The organism is Gemmiger formicilis, from assembly GCF_016900095.1.
In the GTDB taxonomy this organism is placed as follows: domain Bacteria; phylum Bacillota; class Clostridia; order Oscillospirales; family Ruminococcaceae; genus Gemmiger; species Gemmiger formicilis_A.
Window position 1 is genome coordinate 1 of sequence record NZ_JACJJP010000018.1, and the last position, 18,232, is coordinate 18,232.

Here is an 18,232-nt window from a genome sequence, read left to right on the forward strand (position 1 = left end):
GGGCGGCCACGGGGGTGGCCACCTTCTCGATGGGCTTGACGGTGCCCTTCTTGCCGGCGGCGATGAGACGGTCGGCGTTTTCCCGCACGATCTTCTCGATCTCCTCGGCCACGGCGGGGTTGTCCTTCAGGAACTGCTTGGCGTTGTCACGGCCCTGGCCCAGGCGGACATCCCCGTAGTTGAACCAGGCGCCGCTCTTCTGCACGATGCCCAGCTTGACGCCCAGGTCGATGATCTCGCCCACCTTGGAGATGCCTTCGCCGAACATGATGTCGAATTCGGCTTCCCGGAAGGGCGGGGCCACCTTGTTCTTGACGATCTTGGCGCGGGTGCGGTTGCCGATGAAGGAGCCGTTGGAGTCCTTCAGGCCCTCAATGCGGCGCACGTCGATGCGCACCGAGGAATAATACTTCAGGGCACGGCCGCCGGTGGTGACTTCGGGGCTGCCGTAGACCACGCCCACCTTCTCGCGCAACTGGTTGATGAAGATGCAGACGGTGTTGGTCTTGCCGATGATACCGGTGAGCTTGCGCAGGGCCTGGCTCATCAGGCGGGCCTGCAGGCCCACGTGGGAGTCGCCCATTTCGCCCTCGATTTCGGCCTTGGGCACCATGGCGGCCACCGAGTCCACCACGATGGCGTCGATGGCGCCGGAACGGACCAGGGCTTCGCAGATTTCCATGGCCTGCTCACCGGTGTCCGGCTGGCTGACCAGCAGGCTGTCGATGTCCACCCCCAGGGCCCGGGCATAGGTGGGGTCCAGGGCGTGTTCCACGTCGATGAAGGCCACCTCGCCGCCGTTGCGCTGGGCTTCCGCCAGCACCTGCAGCGCCAGGGTGGTCTTGCCGGAAGATTCGGGTCCGTAGATTTCCACAATACGGCCGCGGGGCACGCCGCCGATGCCCAGGGCCATATCCAGGCCCAGGCTGCCGGTGGAGATGGCGTCCACCTGCATGGTGACGTTGGCGCCCAGCTTCATGACCGCGCCCTTGCCGAACTGCTTTTCAATCTGGGCCAGGGCTGTTTCCAGCGCGGCCTTCTTGTCGCCGACGGGTGCCGCCGGGGTGGATTTGGTTTCTTTCTTGGCTGCCATTGTATTACTCCTTTTCAGGGGAAATCCCCTGCCCTGTTTTGTTTTTGTCTGCCCCTATTATACCCGTTCCGGCAGAAAATTACAACTATTTGTTGTGTATTTGTAGGCCGGTTTATGGGTCTTTCACTCCCGGTTCCGGGGTTTTTGCAGCAGAACGGCCCGGTCGTTGCCGCCGTAATCCTGCCGGCAGCTGCCGTTGACCCAGCCGTTTTCCGCCCCCAGGGCCAGCACGGCTTCCCGCTGTTCGTAGCCGATCTCCAGCACCAGCCAGCCGCCGGGGCGCAGAATCTGCTTCCAGGGGCCGGTCAGGCAGCGGTAAAAGACGAGACCGTCCGCCCCACCGTCCAGGGCCATGGCCGGTTCCCGGGCGGTTTCGGGCATCAGCGCCTGCATTTCGGCGCCGGTGAGGTAGGGCGGGTTGCTGACGATGAGATCCGCGCTTTCCGGGGGCAGGGTCTGCCAGTCGGTGAGCACATCCCCCTCCCGCACGGCCACCTCCGCCCCCGGCAGCGCCTGCCGGGCGTTGCGGCGCAGGTAGGCCAGGGCTTCGGGGCTTTTTTCCCAGCAGGTGACCCGGGCGCCGGGCACAAACCGCTTGATGCCCAGACCCAGGCACCCGGTGCCGGCGCACAGGTCCAGCACGGTGGGGGTGGGATTGCCGCTTGCTTGCAGCAGTTTCACGGCGGCTTCGCACACCACCTCGGTGTCCGCCCGGGGGCAGAGCACCCCGGGCCCCACCGCCAGGGTGAAGTCCAGAAAGTCCCACTGTCCCGCAATGTATTGCAGGGGTTCCCGCCCGGCGCGGCGGGCGGTGAGAGCGGCCAGAGACGCGGCCTCCTCCGCCGTCAGCGGGGATATATCCAGCCGGGGGTCCTTGCCCACGGCCAGACGGTAGAGTTCCCGGGCGTCAAAGGCGGCGTCGGGCACATCGGCCTGTTCCAGGGCCTGCCGCACGGCGCGCAGAGCGGCGCGGGGCGCCAGGCCGGTCAGTTGCAGTTCAGCCACGGCTCCAGGCGGCCTCCTCCGGGTTTTCGGGCAGGACGGGGGTCACGGCGGCGATGGCCACCTCGATCATGTCATCCTCCGGCTCAAAGGTGGTCAGCCGCTGCAGCCACAGCCCCGGCACCGACACCGCCCGGGCCAGCAGCGAGTTGGAACGCCCGGCCCAGCGCAGCACCTCGTAGGAGATGCCCACCAGCAGGGGCAGCATGGCCAGCTTGTACAGCACCCGCAGACCGGTGCTGGTCCAGGGCAGCACTGCGTAGAGCACGATACTGATGAGCAGCACCAGAATCAGAAAGCTGGTGCCGCAGCGGGGGTGGAAGCGGGTGTGGCGGCGGATGTTTTCCACCGTCAGTTCCTCCCCGGCCTCATAGCAGGCGATGGTCTTGTGCTCGGCGCCGTGGTAGGCAAACACCCGGTGGATCTCCTTGGTGCGGGTGCACAGGAACATGTACGCCAGGAAGAGGGCCAGCTTGATGACGGCCTCGATGATGACCCGGGGCCAGCGCCCCAGGGTCAGCACATTGGACAGCAGCCCGGTGAGGAAGGTGGGCAGGTACAGAAACAGGAACAGGGCCAGCACCACCCCCAGCAGGGCCGAAGCGGTCATCAGGACGTTCTGGAAGGCGGGGCCGGTGTGTTCGTCCAGCCACTTGTCAAAGCGGGACTGTTCGGCCTCCTGCTCCTCCTCGGTGAGGGCGATGTCGGCGCTGTGCATCAGGTACTTGTACCCCATGCGCAGGTTTTCCACCATGTTGCAGACGCCCCGCACCAGGGGGACCTTGTTGTACCAGTGGGAATGCACATCCTCATAGGTGAGGTCGATGGTGCCGTCCGGGCGGCGCACGGCGCAGCAGATCTTTTTGGGGCCGCGCATCATGATGCCTTCCATCAGGGCCTGGCCGCCCACGCTGGTACGGAATTTTTCGGTCGGACGCGATTCTTGCGGCATAGGATTGGTGTACTCCTTTGTTGTGTCAGATCGGTTCGTGCAGGTGTTCCTGCCCGGAACGGTAGATGGGCAGGGTGATGCGCACCGTGGTGCCCTGGCCCAGGGTGCTGGCGATGTCGGTGGTGCCGCCCAGGGCGGTGACGATGGCATCCACCACCGCCAGGCCGATGCCCGACCCGCGCACCGCGTTCTTGCCCTTGAAAAACTTCACCTTGACCTTTTCCAGGTCTTCCGGCGAGATGCCCCTTCCCTGGTCCCGCACCGACACGGTGACGGTGGTGGGGGTGCGGCTGAGGGTGAGAAACACCGACCCGCCGGGGGGCGAATACTTGATGGCGTTGTCCAGCACGTTGATGAACACCTGCCGCAGCCGGGCGGGGTCCGCCCACACCGGGTAGGGTTCGGGGGGTTCCTCATACACCAGACGCAGGCCTTCCTGCCGGATGCGGCCCTCCACAAACAGGGCGGCGTCGGTGGCTTCGGCCACCAGGTCCAGCACCTGACAGTCCAGCTTGATGCCGTTCTGCAGGCGGGAGAAGTCCAGCAGTTCCTCCACCATGGCGTACAGGCGATCGGTTTCGGCCCCAATGACCTCCAGCCCCTTGCGGTAGTTCTGGTCGGTGGGATCCTGGATGGTGCCGATGGTCTCCACCCAGCCCTTGATGGAGGTCAGAGGGGTGCGCAGTTCATGGCTGACCGAGGAGATGAACTCGTTTTTCATCCGCTCGGTCTCGGTCAGGTGCTCGGCCATCTCGTTGATGGTGTGGCAGAGCCGGCCGATCTCGTCGTTGTAGCGGGTGTCGGGCAGGCGGGTCTGCAGGTCGCCCCCGGCAATGCGGTTGGCGATGGATTCCACCTGACCCAGGGGCCGCACGATGGACCGGATGAAGAAAAGCCCGCTCCACAGCGCAAAGCCCAGGGCCACCAGCACCACCCCCGCCGAGAGCAGCACCGTATTCCACCATTGCCGGTCGGCCAGGGTCAGGCTGGTGACCAGCCGCATGGCGGTGATGTTGCCCGCATCGTAGGGCACCAGGGCGGTGACCGCCATGACCCGCTCCCCGTCCGGGGTGCGGAAGATGGCCCGGCCGAAGCCGTCCGAGCTGATCAGGGCGTGGTAGTAGTCCGCCCCTTCGGTAAGGTTTTCGTTGATGGTGCCGCTGGAGGTGGCCAGCACAATGCCGTTCTGGTCCAGCAGCATGAATTCAAACTTGTCTTTTTCCTCAAACTGTTCCACCGTCCGGCGCAGAGACTGGGCCCGGCTGGCGGCATTGCTGTCGCTGTCGCCGGCGGTGCCGGTGGCCTGCAGCCGGCCGATGAAGGTGGAAAAGCGGCTTTCCATGGCGCGCTCAATGTCGCCGTACAGGTTCTGGTAGCAAAAATACAGGAACAGCCCTTCGGCCAGGGCCAGGATCAGCACCGTGATGAGCAGGCTGCCCCGCAGCCAGCGCTTGGTGATGCTTTGCATGCGGGGTCCCTCCTTTCCTCAGGCGCATGCGGGGTGCGGGTCAGGGGCTCCAGCGGTAGCCGTAGCCCCAGACCGTCAGGATGTGGGTGGGGCTGCTGGGCTCGTCCTCGATCTTCATGCGAAGACGGCGGATGTTCACGTCCACGATCTTCACGTCGCCGTAATAGCCCTTGCCCCAGACACCCTCCAGAATCTTTTCCCGCACCAGGGCGGCGCCGGGATTGCGGAAGAACAGTTCCATGATCTGGAATTCCACCTGGGTCAGGTCGATGGGTTTGCCGGCCTTGTACAGCACCCGGCTCTTTTCGTCCAGCACAAAGCTGCCGCTGACCAGCTGGTCGGGACCGGAACCGTCCCGGCTGTCCCCGGCGTTGCGGTGCACCCGGCGGGCCAGGGCCTCCACCCGGGCGATGAGCTCGGACACCGAGAAGGGCTTGGTGATATAGTCGTCGGCGCCGATGGACAGGCCCCGGATCTTGTCGGTTTCCTGCCCTTTGGCGGACACGATGATGATACCGATGTCGGGGTCATCCCGGCGGATGGTCTCGCACAGGGAAAGCCCGTCCATGCCGGGCAGCATCAGGTCCAGCAGCGCCGCGTCGCAGGGCGGGTTGGCGTGCAGCAGTTCCAGGGCGCGCTCGGCGCTGGGAGCTTCCAGCACTTCCCACCCGGCCATGCGCAGGTTCAGCACCTCCATTTCCCGGATGCTGTTTTCGTCCTCCACTACCAGGACTCGTTTCATATACACAACTCCTTTCAAAGACAGGGAAAGGTTTTTGTCAGGGCAGCACGGTCACACCGGAGAGAATGTCGTCCAGGGTCAGGCCGTAATACTCGGTGAGGATGCGCGCCTGCAATTGCTGGCTGCCGATGGTGGCCACCCGGCTGTATTTGTCGTTGCGCAGGTCGGTCTCCGCCGGGTCCACGACCCGCAGTTCGCAGTACATGATATCCCCGGTCAGGTTGCCGATGATCCAGCCGGTGCCGCCGGCGTTGGCTTTTACCGACACATTGCCGTGCATGGATTCGGGCAGGCGCAGGAAAAACCGGTGTTCGCTGTCGTACACGCCGAAGATGTTGTTGCCGCCTTCCTCGGTGGCGTAGTCCTTCCACAAAAGGAAATGCAGCTGGTTGGTAAGGTTTTCCTGCACGTTGCCGCCGTCGGCCACCTCGGTGGGAATGTCCACCGTGCCGTTGCCGTCCAGATCCATGCTCAGCAGGTCGGTGTCGTAGCGCTGGGTGGCGCGGGACAAATCCGACATCCCCGGCGGGTTGTAGGTTTTGAGAAATCCGCTTTCGGCGTCATAGATGATGATGCTGGACGCCAGGCTGGAGGCGGACCCGGTCCAGCCGTCCACCACCAGGTAGGAGGCGCCGTCCTCCCCCACCCCGGCGTGCAGGCCGGCACAGCCGCTGTAATAGCCCTCCCCCACGGCCAGGGTCTGGGCCGCCAGGAAGGTATCCCCGCCGGTGTAGGTGAGCAGCTGCAGGTTGATGCCGCCGTTTTCCGTCTCGGTGGGCAGCACCAGGACAAGGTCCTCGGTGCCGTCGCCGCCGTCGGTCACATCCGACACCAGCATGTCGGTATAGCTCTGTTTGTTCACCGTCTGGAGGGACTCGTCGCTGTTGTACAGGTACACCACCATATACCGGTCGCCCTGGGCGCTGTCGTACCCCACCAGCAGCTGCAGGGACTGGGCGTCCCGCAGGTGGGCGTAGCTCACCGTCTCCACCTCGCTGGAAAGGCCCTCGGTCTGCTGGGATACCCGCCAGCCCCCCGAATCGGTGGGTTCCAGAATGGCCAGCCAGACGTTGGAGCCGGAGGATTCCGCGGTATACAGCACCGCGGCTTCCTCGGTGCCGTCCCCATCCCAGTCGCCGAAGAGAAAGGGGGAAAGAAAATCGCCGCTGGCCGGGTATTTCAGGGTAGCCACCCCGCCCAGATAGCTGTTCAGCGCTTTCTGTACGGCGCTGGTCTCCCCTGAAAGGCGGGGTGCGCGCAGCAGGCTCTCGGTTTCGCCGCCGGGCAGCACACTGCAGCCGGTCAGGCCCAGGGCCAGCGCCAGGACTGCCGCCGCCCTGCCCCTTGTACAAGGCATACGCGCACCTCCTTTTCCGTGTTTTACGATATACACAGTTAGTATACCACAAGGCCGCCTTTCCCGCAACGCGTAAGGAGGCAGCTCACTTTGCAAAGTTTGCTTGACAGTTTTTGCAAAGCATGCTATGCTAAAAACACAAAGCAAACTTTGCACTCCCAATCCTGGTCCTGTTCTGGGAATCGGAAAGGCGATGAACAATGAAAACCCATATTCCCGAACTGCGCAAAGCCCGCCGCATGAGCCAGCAGGATCTGGCTGATGCTGTGGGGGTCACGCGGCAGACAATCACCAGCATCGAGGTGGGCAAATACACCGCCAGCCTGGAGCTGGCCTACAAAATTGCCCACTATTTCGGCCTTACCATTGAGGACGTATTTGATTTCAGTCATCTGGAGGGAGTCGTATGATCATCCGTCAGCTTTTCACCGGTCATCCCGCCACACCGGAAGCCTACCGAGCCCGGCTGCGCACCTTGCGCCCCCTTTGCGCGGTGCTCCCGGTGCTGGGGGCCGCCACCGTCTTGTTTGCCCTGCTGGGGGTGCCCAGGCTGCTGGGCGAAGAACAGAATGGTTCCTTTTTCAGCGGCTTTTACACCGGTACCGGGTTATTTCTCATCGTTTTGGGCGCCCGCCTGTTTTTCCGTATCGGTAGTCTTCTGAAAGATGGCACCGCCCTGCGCCGCCATTTTACCGAATGCACCGACGAGCGGAATCTTCGAATCAGCGAGAAAGCTGCCCTTTCGGCAGTCGTCGCACTGTTTGTGATTCTGTATCTTATCCTGCTGTGTGCCGGTCTGTTTGCACCGGTTCTGTTCGTCTTCTGTCTGGCAGGTATTCTGGGGTTTGCGGTGCTGTATCTGGCATTCCGCTTTTATTACAGCCGGCTTCTTTGACGCCTGCCCTGCAAAAGGAGGTTTTCCCATGCGCACATCCCGCAAAAACGTTCCGGCGGCCGTCAGCGGCTATATTCTGGCCCTGCTGTTTCTGATTTTCCTTGCCGCCCCGCTGCAGGTCCGGTACGGCATGGCCGGACTGGCCGCCACCGAGCTGGGGCTGCTGGCCCTGGCCCTGCTGGGCACTGCGGTGTTCCGGGCTCCCTTTCGTCAGGTATTCAACCTCCACCGTCCCGCCTGGCGGGGGGTGTTTGGCGCCCTGCTGCTGTGGATGGGTACCTACATCCTGGTCATGCTGGTGTCCATGGTCACCCTGCTCCTCTTTCCCCAGCAGATGACCACGGTGAGCACCGCCATCACCGACCTGTTTGCCCAGGTGCCCTTTCCGGTGCGGTTTTTCATCGTGGCGGTGATGCCCGCGGTGTGTGAGGAATCCCTGTTCCGGGGATACCTGCTCTACCACATGCAGCCCATGCCCCTGTGGGGCCGGGCGCTGCTGTGCGGGGCGCTGTTCGGGGCCTTTCACCTGGACCCGGTGCGGTTTCTGCCCACCGCCATCCTGGGGGTGGCCATCAGCTGGGCGGCGCTGCGCAGCGGCAACCTGGTCTATCCCATGCTGATCCATCTGTTCAACAACGGGCTTTCCGCCCTGGCCACCCAGATTCCCACCGACGCCATGACCGTGGAGGCCGCCCAGACCGCCATGACCCCTGCCACACTGGGCGCCTATGTGTTCCTGGCGGCGGCCAGCCCCTGGCTGATCTGGGCCGGCGGCAACCTGCTGCGGCCCAAAGGGGAACCGGTGCCCGACCGGGCACGCCCCGCCATGACCTGCCTGGTGTGCAGCGCCGTCTGCATCGTTCTGGGCTGGCTGCTGATGCAGCTGGGCTGAAAATTTACATGCAAAAACCGCCTTGCCGGCAACAGCGTCGGCAAGGCGGTTTTGTTTTGGGTTATTCGGCGGTCAGAAGCCCCACGGCACGGGAAGTGCCCAGGCGATCGGCGCCCAGGTCCAGGAATTTTTCCATATCCTCGATGGTGGAGATGCCGCCCGCGGCCTTGATCTTGCAGCGGCCCGCCACGTGTTTGGCGAACAGCTCAATATCATGGAAGGTGGCCCCGGCGGTGGAAAAGCCGGTGGAGGTCTTGATGAAATCGGCACCGGCTTCGGGCACGATGTCGCACATCTTGATCTTTTCTTCGTCGGTGAGCAGGCAGGTCTCGATGATGACCTTCAGGCAGTGGTCCCCCACCGCTTCCTTCACCGCGGCGATGTCCTCCCGCACGGCGTCGTACTCGCCGTTTTTCAGGCGGCCGATGTTGATGACCATGTCCACTTCGGACGCGCCGTTTTCGATGGCGGTGCGGGCTTCAAAGCATTTGCTGGCGGTGTCCATGGCGCCCAGTGGGAAGCCCACCACGCAGCACACCGGCACCCGGCCGGCCATATAGTCGGCGGCCTGCTTCACATAGCAGGTGTTGATGCACACCGAGGCGGTGTGGTACTGCATGGCCTCGTCACAGAGTTTCTGGATCTGCGGCCAGGTTGCTTCGGGCTTGAGCAGGGTGTGGTCCACCACCGAAAACAGATGTTCTTTGGAGTAACGGCTCACCGGTATTCAGCCCCCTTTTTGCAGTGCTTGCACAGATGTGCCTGGTGCAGCCCGATGGCCGCAAAGATGATGGAGGTAACACCGCACACGGTGGCGATGATGCCCAGGATCAGGCCGGTGAGGCGGAGACCTCCGCCGCGAACGTTGTTTTTCATGGAAATGCCTCCTTTGGCGCACGGGTCACGGCGCTTTTTTGGTGAAGATCAGAATCTTGGAAAACACGTAGTTGGATACGATCACCACGACCTGAGAGAACAGCTTGACGATGTTGGCCCACAGTTCGGGGGAAACAAAGGCGATCATGGGGCCCAGAACGCTCACGCCGCCCCACATGATCAGCTGATCCACCACGGCGGTGAAGATGCGACAGCCCACAAACTTGGTAAATTCCTGCCAGGCGGCGGCACCGCGGCTTTTGCTGCGGAAAACAAAGCTGCGGTTGGTCCAGTAGGCAAACAGAATGCAGATGGCATTGTTGAGGATGTTGCCCACACCGGCGGCAAAGCCCAGACCGAAAGCCGCCTGGAAGATGTTGAGGATGACAAAGTTGAGCAGCGTGGCCAGCCCGCCGAAAAACAGGTAGGACAGCTGTTCATAGTATCTGCGAATGAAATCTTTGATTTTCTGCATGATGCACCCGTGAATCAAAAAGAGGCCCGCCTGTTACCAGGCAGGCCTCCCATTGGGATCGTTCAGAGATTATTCAGCGTCGGAGCCTTCAGCTTCCACTTCGCCCTCGCAGGCCTTCATGGACAGGCTGATGCGCTTGCGGTCAAAGTCAACGTTGATGAGCTTGACGCGCACTTCATCGCCGACCTTCAGCACGTCGCTGACCTTGTTGACGCGCTCGTTGGAGATCTCACTGATGTGGACCAGGCCGTCAACACCGGGCAGGATGCGCACGAAGGCACCGAACTTGGTGATGGAGACAACCGGAGCGGTGAACTCGCTGCCGATGGGATACTCGTTCTTCAGCTTCTCCCAGGGGTTGTCCTCTTCCTTCTTGTAGCCCAGAGAAACCTTCTGGTTCTCGGGGTCGTAGCTCTTGACATACACGTCGATGGTATCGCCAACGCTGACGACCTCGGACGGATGCTTCAGGTTGGACCAGCTCAGCTCGCTGATGTGGCACAGGCCGTCCACACCGCCGATGTCCACAAAGGCGCCGTAGGAGGTCAGGCTCTTGACAACGCCGGTGTAGTGCTTGCCCACTTCCACGTTCTGCCAGAACTCTTCACGCTTGGCCTTGTTCTCTTCGGCGGTCACCTTGTTGATGCTGCCCACGATCTTGCGGCCGGCGCACTCGGTGATGACCAGACGCACGTGCTGACCCACCAGCTTGGTGTAGTCCTCGTCACGGCGCATGGTGGCCTGAGAGCGGGGCACGAAGACGCGCACGCCCTTGACATTGACGACAACGCCGCCCTTGTTGGACTCCATGACGTCGCCTTCCATGACGGTGCCGTTCTCGGCAGCTTCGGAAACGTCCTTCATGCCCTTCTGGGCTTCAAAACGGACACGGGAAAGGGTGTCAACGCCTTCCTGGTCGTTGGTCTTCACCACAACCAGATCCAGCTCGTCGTCCACCTTAACAAGGTCTTCCATCTTGGCGTTGGGATCATGCGTCATCTCGTTGAGCTTGACGATGCCGGTGTGCTTGGAACCATCGATGCCCACGACGCACTCCGTCGGGCTAACGCTGATGACCTTGGCTTTAACGATCTTACCTGCGAACAGCGGTTTTGCCTCAGAAGCTTCCAGCATCTCGGCAAAACTCATGTCGTCACGGATTTCTTCACTCATACAGTTAAGTACCTCCTCAATTATAGACGAAGGCGTGGAAGCCCCTGCCGTTACGCCCACCACCTTGGCCCCCCGCAGCCAGTTCCGATCGAGTTCATCAGCTGTCTCGATGGTAACGGCGTCGGTGTGCCGGGCGGCGACCTGCAACAGTTTCTGGGTGTTGGAGGAATGATGACCACCAATGACGATCATATGATCGCATTTTTGGCTGAGGTCCTCCGCCTCCTGTTGCCTCGCCCACGTTGCATTACATATTGTATCAAATATTTTGGCATTTGTACACCACTTTTTTAGAAAAGCCTTGCAACTTTCCCAACTTTGGACCCGAAAGGTGGTTTGTGCCACCACATAAATGGATTTTTGCTGCGCAAGATTTTCGCGCATGTTTTCCAACTCGTCCAGGTTCGCAAAAACCTGCACTTCCCCGCTTGTATGGCCAACTATTCCCTGCACTTCCGGGTGGGAGGCATCCCCCGCCACCAGCAAAAGCGCACCGTTTTTGCCCGCTTCTTCGGCAATTTTATGGATTTTTGATACGAACGGGCAGGTGGCATCGTGATACGCCAGGCCGCGTGTGCCAATTTTTTCATATACGCTGCGGGGCACCCCGTGGCTGCGGATGACCACCTCATACCCGTCGGGCACGGCGTCGATATCGGGGCAGGTCAGGGCCCCTTTGCCTTCCAGATCTCCCACCACCTGGGGGTTGTGGATCAGCGGGCCCAGGGTGGCCACCTTGCAGCCTTTGTCCAGCAAATCGTAGGTCAGTTTCACCGCCCGGTCCACACCGAAGCAGAAACCGGCGGTCTTGGCCAGAATGATTTCCATGATGAATTCTCCCGTGTTCAGGTTCCGGGTTCGGTGCCCGGGTTGGGTTCGGCGGCAGGCAGGGCTGCCGGTTCAAAGCTGTTTTGGCGGTACAGTTCCTCCAGATCGTTGGTCAGGCGGGTGCGCAGGGCGCGCAGCTCCTTGATCTGGTGGCGCGGGTCGGTGATGCGCAGTTCCGACGCCGGGATGGGTTCCCCGAAGCAGATGCGCATACGGCAGAAGGGGCGCATGCGGTGGTCGGGGGTGTCGTAGATGATGCGGCAGGGCACCATATCCGCCCCGGCCTGCCCCGCAATGACAAAGGCGCCGCTTTTCAGCTTGCCCAGCTTGCCGTCCTTGCTGCGGGTGCCTTCGGGGAAGATGAGCACCCCGGTGCCCTTCTTGCATTCTTCGGTCACCTTGTTGACGGTGTCCAAATCCCCACGGCCGCGGTCGATGGGCACAGCGCCCATACACCGCAGGAACCACCCGATGAAGGGGTTGCGGAACAGTTCCTGTTTGGCCAGGATCCGGAAACGGTGAAAGCGGAACACCACCACCAGAATGAACACCGGGTCCAGGTCCGAAATATGGTTGGGGGCGATGACGATGGGCCGGCCCCGGGGAATCAGGTTGCGGCCCACAACCTCCACCCGATAGACAATGTGCATCAGCACCCACACGATGGGCAGCAGGATCCAGTACAAAAGCATAAGTTCCACCATTTCCTAATTTTTTACATCCCTATGCGGCAAGGCATGTCTCAGATGTGCGCAAGAATCGTTTTTTTCAGCAGGGCAAAGCTCTCCTCAATGCCGATGTCGCTGGTGTCCACCAGGATGGCGTCCTCCGCCTGGCGCAGGGGTGCCACCGCCCGGTGGGTGTCCTGGTAGTCCCGCTGTTCAATGTCGGCCAGGACGGTTTCGTAATCGGTCTGTTTGCCTTTCTCCAGCAGTTCGGCCAGACGGCGGCGGGCCCGGGCGTCGGCGCTGGCGGTGAGGTAGATCTTGACGGTGGCGTCGGGCAGCACCACGGTGCCGATGTCCCGGCCATCCATGAGCACGTCCCGGCTGGCAGCCAGGTTGCGCTGGGTGTCCAGCAGGAAAGCCCGCACCGCCGGGTGGGCAGACACGTCCGACGCCGCCATGCCGATGTCCTCGGCGCGGACGGCCTCGGTCACGTCCTCGCCGTTGAGCAGGATGTGCTGGGCGCCGTCTTCCAGGCGGATGTCCAGCTTGATTTGGGGCAGCAGAGCCCCCACGGCGCCGGCGTCCTTGGTATCCGCCCCGGCGCGGCGGGCGTACAGCCCGATGGCCCGGTACATGGCACCGGTATCCACATAAGTATACCCCAGATCGGCCGCCAGACGGCGGGCCATGCTGGACTTACCGGCCCCGGAAGGGCCGTCGATGGCAACAGAGATCATGAGAAAACGCTCCTTTTTATTGGTCGGCCTCCGCGATGGCGTTGGCCGCAGCCCGGGCGGTGGCCCAGGCGATCTGCAGATTGTACCCGCCGGTGCGGGCGTCCACGTCCAGGATCTCCCCGGCGAAATACAGTCCGGGGCACAGCTTGCTGGCCATGGTCTTGGGGTCCACCTCCCGCACGTCCACACCGCCGGCGGTGATGACCGCGTGTTCCAGGTCCCCCAGTTCGGTGACCGGCACCGCCCAGTGCTTGCACAGCCGTACCAGGGCCATCTTCTGGTCCCGGGTGATCTGGGCGGCCCGGGTGGCGGGATCCACACCCCATTTTTCCACCGCCACCGGGCGCATGGAATGGGGCAGCAGCTTTTCCAGGGCTCCCTGGGCGCTGCGTCCGCCCAGGGCCGCAAAATCCCGGGTCAGGCGGTCGTACAGCTGCTTTTCGTCCAGGGCGGGTTTCAGGTCAAACTCGCACACAAACTTGTGGGCGTGGATGTCGTCGATGTAGGTGGAGGCGGAGAGCACCAGCGGCCCGGACAGGCCGAAATGAGTGAAGAGGGCTTCCCCCAGCTCGGTGAAGAGAGGCTTGCCGTCCCGCAGCAGGGTCAGGGTGACGTTGCGCAGGGACAGGCCCATGAGTTTGCGGCAGGTGGGGTCCGGGGAGACCAGGCTGCACAGGCTGGGCTGAGGCTTGACGATGGTGTGCCCCGCCTGGGCGGCCAGGCGGTAGCCGCTGCCGTCGCTGCCGGTGACGGGGTAGCTCACCCCGCCGGTGGCCAGCAGCACATGGTGGGCCCGGTAGGTCTTGCCCCCGGCGATCACGCCCTGGCAGGTGCCGTCCTCCAGAATCAGCTTTTCGGCGTCCGCCTTCACGAAGCGGGCGTCCGCCGCGTACTGCCGCAGGGCGGCCAGCACATCCGCGGCCCGGTCGCTCTGGGGAAAGACCCGGCGCCCCCGCTCGGTCTTGAGGGGCACGCCCAAGGATTCGAACAGCTCCATGGCCGCCGCCGGCGGGAAGGCATGGAGGCAGGAAAAGAGGAACCGGGGGTTCCGGCGCACATAGTTCATGAATTCCCGGGGTTCGCAATCGTTGGTAACGTTGCAGCGTCCCTTTCCAGTGATGAGCAGTTTCTGGCCCGGGCCTTTGGGGTTGTGTTCCAGCACGGTGACCGAGGCTCCCCGGGCACAGGCGGCCCCGGCAGCCATGAGGCCGGCCGCACCGCCGCCCACGACAAGAAGATCATCCAGCGGCATGGGGGTTCCTCCTTTGCTGAATGGCCCACACAAAACTCAGGGCCGTGAACAACACCAGCAGCGGCTGCACCGTTGCCAGGTACATGGTGGAAGTGCCGATGCCGAAGCTGGACACCTCCACAAAGGCGATCATGCCGCAGCGCAAAGCGGCCATGAAGAGAAGCAGGGTCTGCAGCGCCCAGGGCACGAGGGCGGTAAAGCACTTCCGGGCGGCGCGCACCCGCTCAGGCAGGGCGCGCAGCCAGAACAGCACCGCCAGGATAAAGCACACCGGCAGGGCGAAGGCCCACACCAGGCGCAGGGCGCCCAGCACAGCGAAGACGATCTTCTGGTTGGGGCTGTAGTAGGGGGTATCCTTGCCCGCCTCGGCGGCGCCGTTCAGCAGGCAGTGCAGATACCCGGACCACAGAGCAAAGTCTTCGGGGGTGCCGATGGAACGCAGGGTCTCGTAGGGGGCGCAGTCCTGGAAGGTGAGCACCCAGCCAAGGCTGCGCACGCTCTCCTGCAGGGTGGGCAGCACATACTCGGCCCGGATGGGCTGGGTGGTGCCGCTGCGCCGCCCGCTGCGGGTGGGCAGGGTGCCGTCCTCACAGGCGGCGTTGACCTTGTCCGCCACCGTCTGCCAGTATTCTTCGGCCCCGGCGGCGGTGTCATAGATGCCCTCGTATTGCGCAGCCCGCCGGATTGCCCAGTAAAAACTGCCCGCACGATAGTCTTCCAGTTCCGGGTCCCGGAAATCGTTGATCATCTGGGGGTCTTCCTCCAGCCAGTAGGACAGGCATTCCAGTTCCGGCACCGCCGCATACAGCTTCTGTCGGGCGTCGGCGGGCACGCTGAGCATGGGATTCTCGGCGTCGGTGGACACCCGGCTCATGGCGCCCATGGCGTCGGCAAAGGCGCCGCCGGAGAAGTCGGAGAGGGTGAACACCCCGTAATAGGCCTGGTTCAAAGCGCAGAAGATGCCGATGCCCCCGGCCAACATAGCGTAGGGCAGCAGCTGCACCAGCAGACGGATCCAGCGGTGGCGGCGCACCGCCACCCCCGCCATGCCCAGGGTGGCCAGGACGGTGAAGGGCAGCAGGAAGAGCCCGGCGTCCTCCCGGTTCAGATACCCGGCGGTGAGCCCCAAACCGCCCACCAGCAGCCAGGGCCACAGGGGGGTGCGGTCGGTGCGCAGCACCCGCAGGGCCGCCGCCGAAAACCCGGCGAAGGCCAATAGGCAGAGGGCCGGAAAGATGTTGTCCCGGTAGACCCGCAGGGTGTAGGAGGCCCAGGAGGTGGGCAGGTACGCCAGGGCGGCGAACAGGGCCAGGGTGACGGCCCTGCCCTGCCCGGCGGGCAGTTTCTGACACAGGGGCGAGAAGGCGAAGGCCGCAAAGAGGGCGGCGGCGCACCACAGCCCCACGCCCCCCAGCAGATAGGGGATGTGCAGGGCGTTCAGGAACGCCAGCCACACCGGGAAGAACATGGATTTGGACAGGGTGAGGTAGTCATAGTCCCCCAGCCACTGCCCGGCCGAGATGGACCGGGCGGCCCGGAACATGAGTTCGTCGTCCAAAGGAGCGCCGCCCACCCAGGTGTAGGCCTGCTGAAAGCCGGTGAGAGCCAGACGCACCAGCACCAGCGCAGCCACCCACACCCAGAAGGCGCGGCGGGACAGATTGATTCGGTTTTTCAGGCGGGGAAACGGCATGAGGGGTCCTTTCGGGTGCGCAGACTGCGCGGTTTACTTCTGGATTTTTTCGATGCTCTCGATCAGGTATTTCTGCTGTTTGAAGGTCAGGTCCACCAGCAGGGACAGATACTTGATGATGATGGTGAGCACTGCAAACACCCCGGCAAAGCCCAGGGTGAGCACGAACATGGTGGTGGTCCAGCCCTCGATGGGATGGCCGGTGCAGAAGACGAGAAAGGTGTAGGCCAGTTCGGCCAGGGCCAGCACCATCATGGCCAGGGCGATGCCGGCGCTGAGGCGGAACCCGGCGTCGGTGTACAGGGCCAGGCTGTCGGCGGCCAGGGCGAACCGGCCGGCGGGCTTGTCGGTCAGGCGGCCGTCAAACTCCAGGTCGGTCATTTTCAGCCCCGACGCCGCATAGGCCGCCTTGCGGTAAGGCAGGTGGGCGCTGGACGCGTGCACCCGGTTGATGGCCCGCCGGGTGACCAGGCGGAAGGCGTCGGTGCGCAGGCGGTAGGCGCTGTGGGAGTTGGCGTTGAAGATGCGGTAGAACAATCCGCTGCCGCCCCGGGTCTGCCGGGGGCAGACCGAGACGATATCGCTGCCCTTCTGGGCGGTGCGGTAGGCCTCAAAGATCAGGGAGGCGTCGTAGGGCATCTCGGTGGAGTCGAACTCATAGACATAGTCCCCGATGGCGGCGTCCAGACCGGCGTTCATGGCCGGTTCCAGCCCCTGGTGCAGGCTCATGTGCAGGATGGTCAGGGGTTTGGGCAGGTCGGCGGCCCAGGTGCGCAGAGCGTTCACCACCGATTGGTCGGCGGCGTCGTCCACCGCCACCAGCTCATACTGGGCAAAGTGGGCTTCCAATTCGGCGGTCAGGGTCTTGAAAAAGCGAAGGGTGCGGTCGGTATCCCCCCGCAGATACACCACCGCCGAGATGAAATTTTTTTCTTTGTTGAGCTTTTCGCTCAGAGATTCCTGGTTCATAGGTCCAATACCTCATCCAAATCGTAGACGGTGTTGATCTTGCCCGAGAGCACGCTGATCATGGTGGGGGCCTTGTGCATCACCCGCACCACCGTGGGGCGGGAATCGTCGATCTCGCTGGCTTTCAGGATGGGCTTCATGCTGAACAGACTGGTCTTGTAGGTGAAGCCGTACTCCTCTTTCAGGTACTTGCGGGCCAGCTGGCTCATGTAGGGCCAGGCGGATTCCGGTTTGGCCGGGCACTCGTTGCAGTTGAACAGGTTGCCCGGGGCACAGCGGCCCTCGCTGCGCTGCTGGCAGGGGAAGGTGGCCACCGAATCGTAGCTGGTCTCGTGGGGGGTGAAGGTCACGCTGGTCAGGCTGTGCAGCCCGGTCTGGCCGAAGGGCATCAGGCTGAAGAAGGGCCCGTCCATGACGGTGATGCCCACATTCTTCAAGGGTTCGGCCACCTCACACAGGATCATCTCGCACTTTTCGTACTTGATCTGGAAGGGCGGCAGCCCCAGCATGGCGTGCACATCATTGACCCCCGCATAGGTGGCGTTGAGCAGGAAGGGGGCTTCGGCCTTGACCTCCCCCGCCGTCACCTGCCACACATCCCCGTGTTCCCGGATGGAATCCGGCTTGTGGCTGTACAGGATGGTCACATTGGGCAGCTTGGCCAGCTGTTCCAGGAACCAGCGTTTCAGCACCTGGGCGTCGTAGGTGTACTCGGTGGTCAGGAAGGCCCCGTCGCACAGGCCGGGGTTGAAATACCGGGTGGGGGGCACATCGTCGCAGCGGATGCCCGCCGCGGCACAGAACCGCCGGAAGGCCGCCGCATCGGTCCAGGAAAAATGGGCGCTGGTGGCGTAGACCTGATCAAATTCCGTGTGCAGACAGAAACCGTAATCCCGGCAGAAGCGCTGAAAATAGTGGGCGCTCTTGATGGCGGTGGAGTAGCTGCGGGGATAGTGGTACCCCATATGCACCCGGGCCTGGTTGATGTAGGTGGCCCGCATGAAAGGGGCGGGGTCCCGCTCCAGTACCAGCACCCGCTGGCCCGCGGCGCCGCATTTCTGGGCCGCGTACAGGCCGTACAGCCCCGCACCCAGAATGATCTTGTCGTAGTTCATGGCGGATTCCTTCTCACACAATATACAATTTGTATATTATCGGTT

At 63.0% G+C, this 18,232-nt stretch carries 19 protein-coding genes; 3 read left to right on the forward strand and 16 right to left on the reverse strand.

The features are described from left to right. The 6 genes from recA to H6B15_RS09480 all read right to left on the reverse strand — a co-directional run. On the reverse strand, positions 1-1,093 hold a 1,093-nt coding region (gene recA, locus H6B15_RS09455), incomplete at its 3' end, for a recombinase RecA (protein WP_243424362.1). Between the two features lie 123 nt (positions 1,094-1,216). Then, the gene (prmC, locus tag H6B15_RS09460) at positions 1,217-2,098 is read right to left on the reverse strand and encodes a peptide chain release factor N(5)-glutamine methyltransferase (protein WP_345941968.1); all 882 of its coding nucleotides are present in this window, start codon (positions 2,096-2,098) and stop codon (positions 1,217-1,219) included. Further along, positions 2,091-3,047: a DUF1385 domain-containing protein gene (locus H6B15_RS09465; RefSeq protein ID WP_204647742.1), complete on the reverse strand. Its 957-nt coding sequence runs from the start codon at positions 3,045-3,047 to the stop codon at positions 2,091-2,093. The genes prmC and H6B15_RS09465 overlap by 8 nt, the downstream gene beginning before the upstream one ends. Before the next feature lie 25 nt (positions 3,048-3,072). After that, positions 3,073-4,515 carry a sensor histidine kinase gene (locus tag H6B15_RS09470; protein ID WP_204647743.1) on the reverse strand — a complete coding sequence of 481 codons (1,443 nt, stop codon included), beginning with the start codon at positions 4,513-4,515 and terminating at the stop codon, positions 3,073-3,075. A gap of 40 nt (positions 4,516-4,555) precedes the next feature. After that, positions 4,556-5,257: a response regulator transcription factor gene (locus H6B15_RS09475; protein ID WP_204647744.1), complete on the reverse strand. Its 702-nt coding sequence runs from the start codon at positions 5,255-5,257 to the stop codon at positions 4,556-4,558. A 37-nt stretch (positions 5,258-5,294) separates the two neighbouring features. Beyond that, positions 5,295-6,614, reverse strand: a complete 1,320-nt coding sequence (locus H6B15_RS09480) for a hypothetical protein (protein ID WP_204647745.1) — start codon at positions 6,612-6,614, stop codon at positions 5,295-5,297. A gap of 200 nt (positions 6,615-6,814) precedes the next feature. Between H6B15_RS09480 and H6B15_RS09485 the strand changes: the two genes are divergently transcribed. The 3 genes from H6B15_RS09485 to H6B15_RS09495 are packed head-to-tail and all read left to right on the forward strand — an operon-like array spanning position 6,815 to position 8,401. After that, positions 6,815-7,024, forward strand: a complete 210-nt coding sequence (locus H6B15_RS09485) for a helix-turn-helix transcriptional regulator (RefSeq protein ID WP_204647746.1) — start codon at positions 6,815-6,817, stop codon at positions 7,022-7,024. After that, positions 7,021-7,509, forward strand: coding sequence for a hypothetical protein (locus H6B15_RS09490; RefSeq protein WP_204647747.1), 489 nt, complete (start codon positions 7,021-7,023; stop codon positions 7,507-7,509). Before H6B15_RS09485 ends, H6B15_RS09490 begins: the two co-directional genes overlap by 4 nt. A 28-nt stretch (positions 7,510-7,537) precedes the next feature. After that, complete coding sequence (locus H6B15_RS09495; RefSeq protein ID WP_204647748.1) at positions 7,538-8,401, forward strand: CPBP family intramembrane glutamic endopeptidase; 864 nt, start codon at positions 7,538-7,540, stop codon at positions 8,399-8,401. Positions 8,402-8,462: 61 nt separating this feature from the next. Here H6B15_RS09495 and deoC read toward each other — a convergent pair whose 3' ends face one another. The 10 genes from deoC to H6B15_RS09545 form a co-directional block, all read right to left on the reverse strand. Further along, positions 8,463-9,122, reverse strand: a complete 660-nt coding sequence (gene deoC / locus H6B15_RS09500; protein ID WP_204647749.1) for a deoxyribose-phosphate aldolase — start codon at positions 9,120-9,122, stop codon at positions 8,463-8,465. After that, on the reverse strand, positions 9,119-9,277 hold the full coding sequence (locus H6B15_RS09505; protein ID WP_204647750.1) for a hypothetical protein: 159 nt from the start codon (positions 9,275-9,277) through the stop codon (positions 9,119-9,121). Before H6B15_RS09505 ends, deoC begins: the two co-directional genes overlap by 4 nt. A gap of 25 nt (positions 9,278-9,302) precedes the next feature. Then, the gene (locus tag H6B15_RS09510; RefSeq protein ID WP_207751520.1) at positions 9,303-9,752 is read right to left on the reverse strand and encodes a GtrA family protein; all 450 of its coding nucleotides are present in this window, start codon (positions 9,750-9,752) and stop codon (positions 9,303-9,305) included. Positions 9,753-9,821: 69 nt separating this feature from the next. Continuing rightward, positions 9,822-11,753, reverse strand: coding sequence for a bifunctional 4-hydroxy-3-methylbut-2-enyl diphosphate reductase/30S ribosomal protein S1 (locus tag H6B15_RS09515; protein WP_204647751.1), 1,932 nt, complete (start codon positions 11,751-11,753; stop codon positions 9,822-9,824). A gap of 17 nt (positions 11,754-11,770) precedes the next feature. Continuing rightward, positions 11,771-12,457 carry a lysophospholipid acyltransferase family protein gene (locus H6B15_RS09520; RefSeq protein WP_204647752.1) on the reverse strand — a complete coding sequence of 229 codons (687 nt, stop codon included), beginning with the start codon at positions 12,455-12,457 and terminating at the stop codon, positions 11,771-11,773. A 38-nt stretch (positions 12,458-12,495) separates the two neighbouring features. Beyond that, positions 12,496-13,158, reverse strand: a complete 663-nt coding sequence (gene cmk, locus H6B15_RS09525; protein WP_204647753.1) for a (d)CMP kinase — start codon at positions 13,156-13,158, stop codon at positions 12,496-12,498. Positions 13,159-13,174: 16 nt separating this feature from the next. After that, positions 13,175-14,410: an NAD(P)/FAD-dependent oxidoreductase gene (locus tag H6B15_RS09530; RefSeq protein WP_430661839.1), complete on the reverse strand. Its 1,236-nt coding sequence runs from the start codon at positions 14,408-14,410 to the stop codon at positions 13,175-13,177. After that, complete coding sequence (locus H6B15_RS09535; RefSeq protein ID WP_204647754.1) at positions 14,397-16,103, reverse strand: hypothetical protein; 1,707 nt, start codon at positions 16,101-16,103, stop codon at positions 14,397-14,399. The genes H6B15_RS09530 and H6B15_RS09535 overlap by 14 nt, the downstream gene beginning before the upstream one ends. Positions 16,104-16,136: 33 nt before the next feature. Beyond that, the gene (locus H6B15_RS09540; protein WP_204647755.1) at positions 16,137-17,072 is read right to left on the reverse strand and encodes a glycosyltransferase; all 936 of its coding nucleotides are present in this window, start codon (positions 17,070-17,072) and stop codon (positions 16,137-16,139) included. Then, positions 17,069-18,187, reverse strand: coding sequence for an FAD-dependent oxidoreductase (locus tag H6B15_RS09545; RefSeq protein WP_204647756.1), 1,119 nt, complete (start codon positions 18,185-18,187; stop codon positions 17,069-17,071). Before H6B15_RS09545 ends, H6B15_RS09540 begins: the two co-directional genes overlap by 4 nt. Between the last annotated feature and the right edge of the window lie 45 nt (positions 18,188-18,232).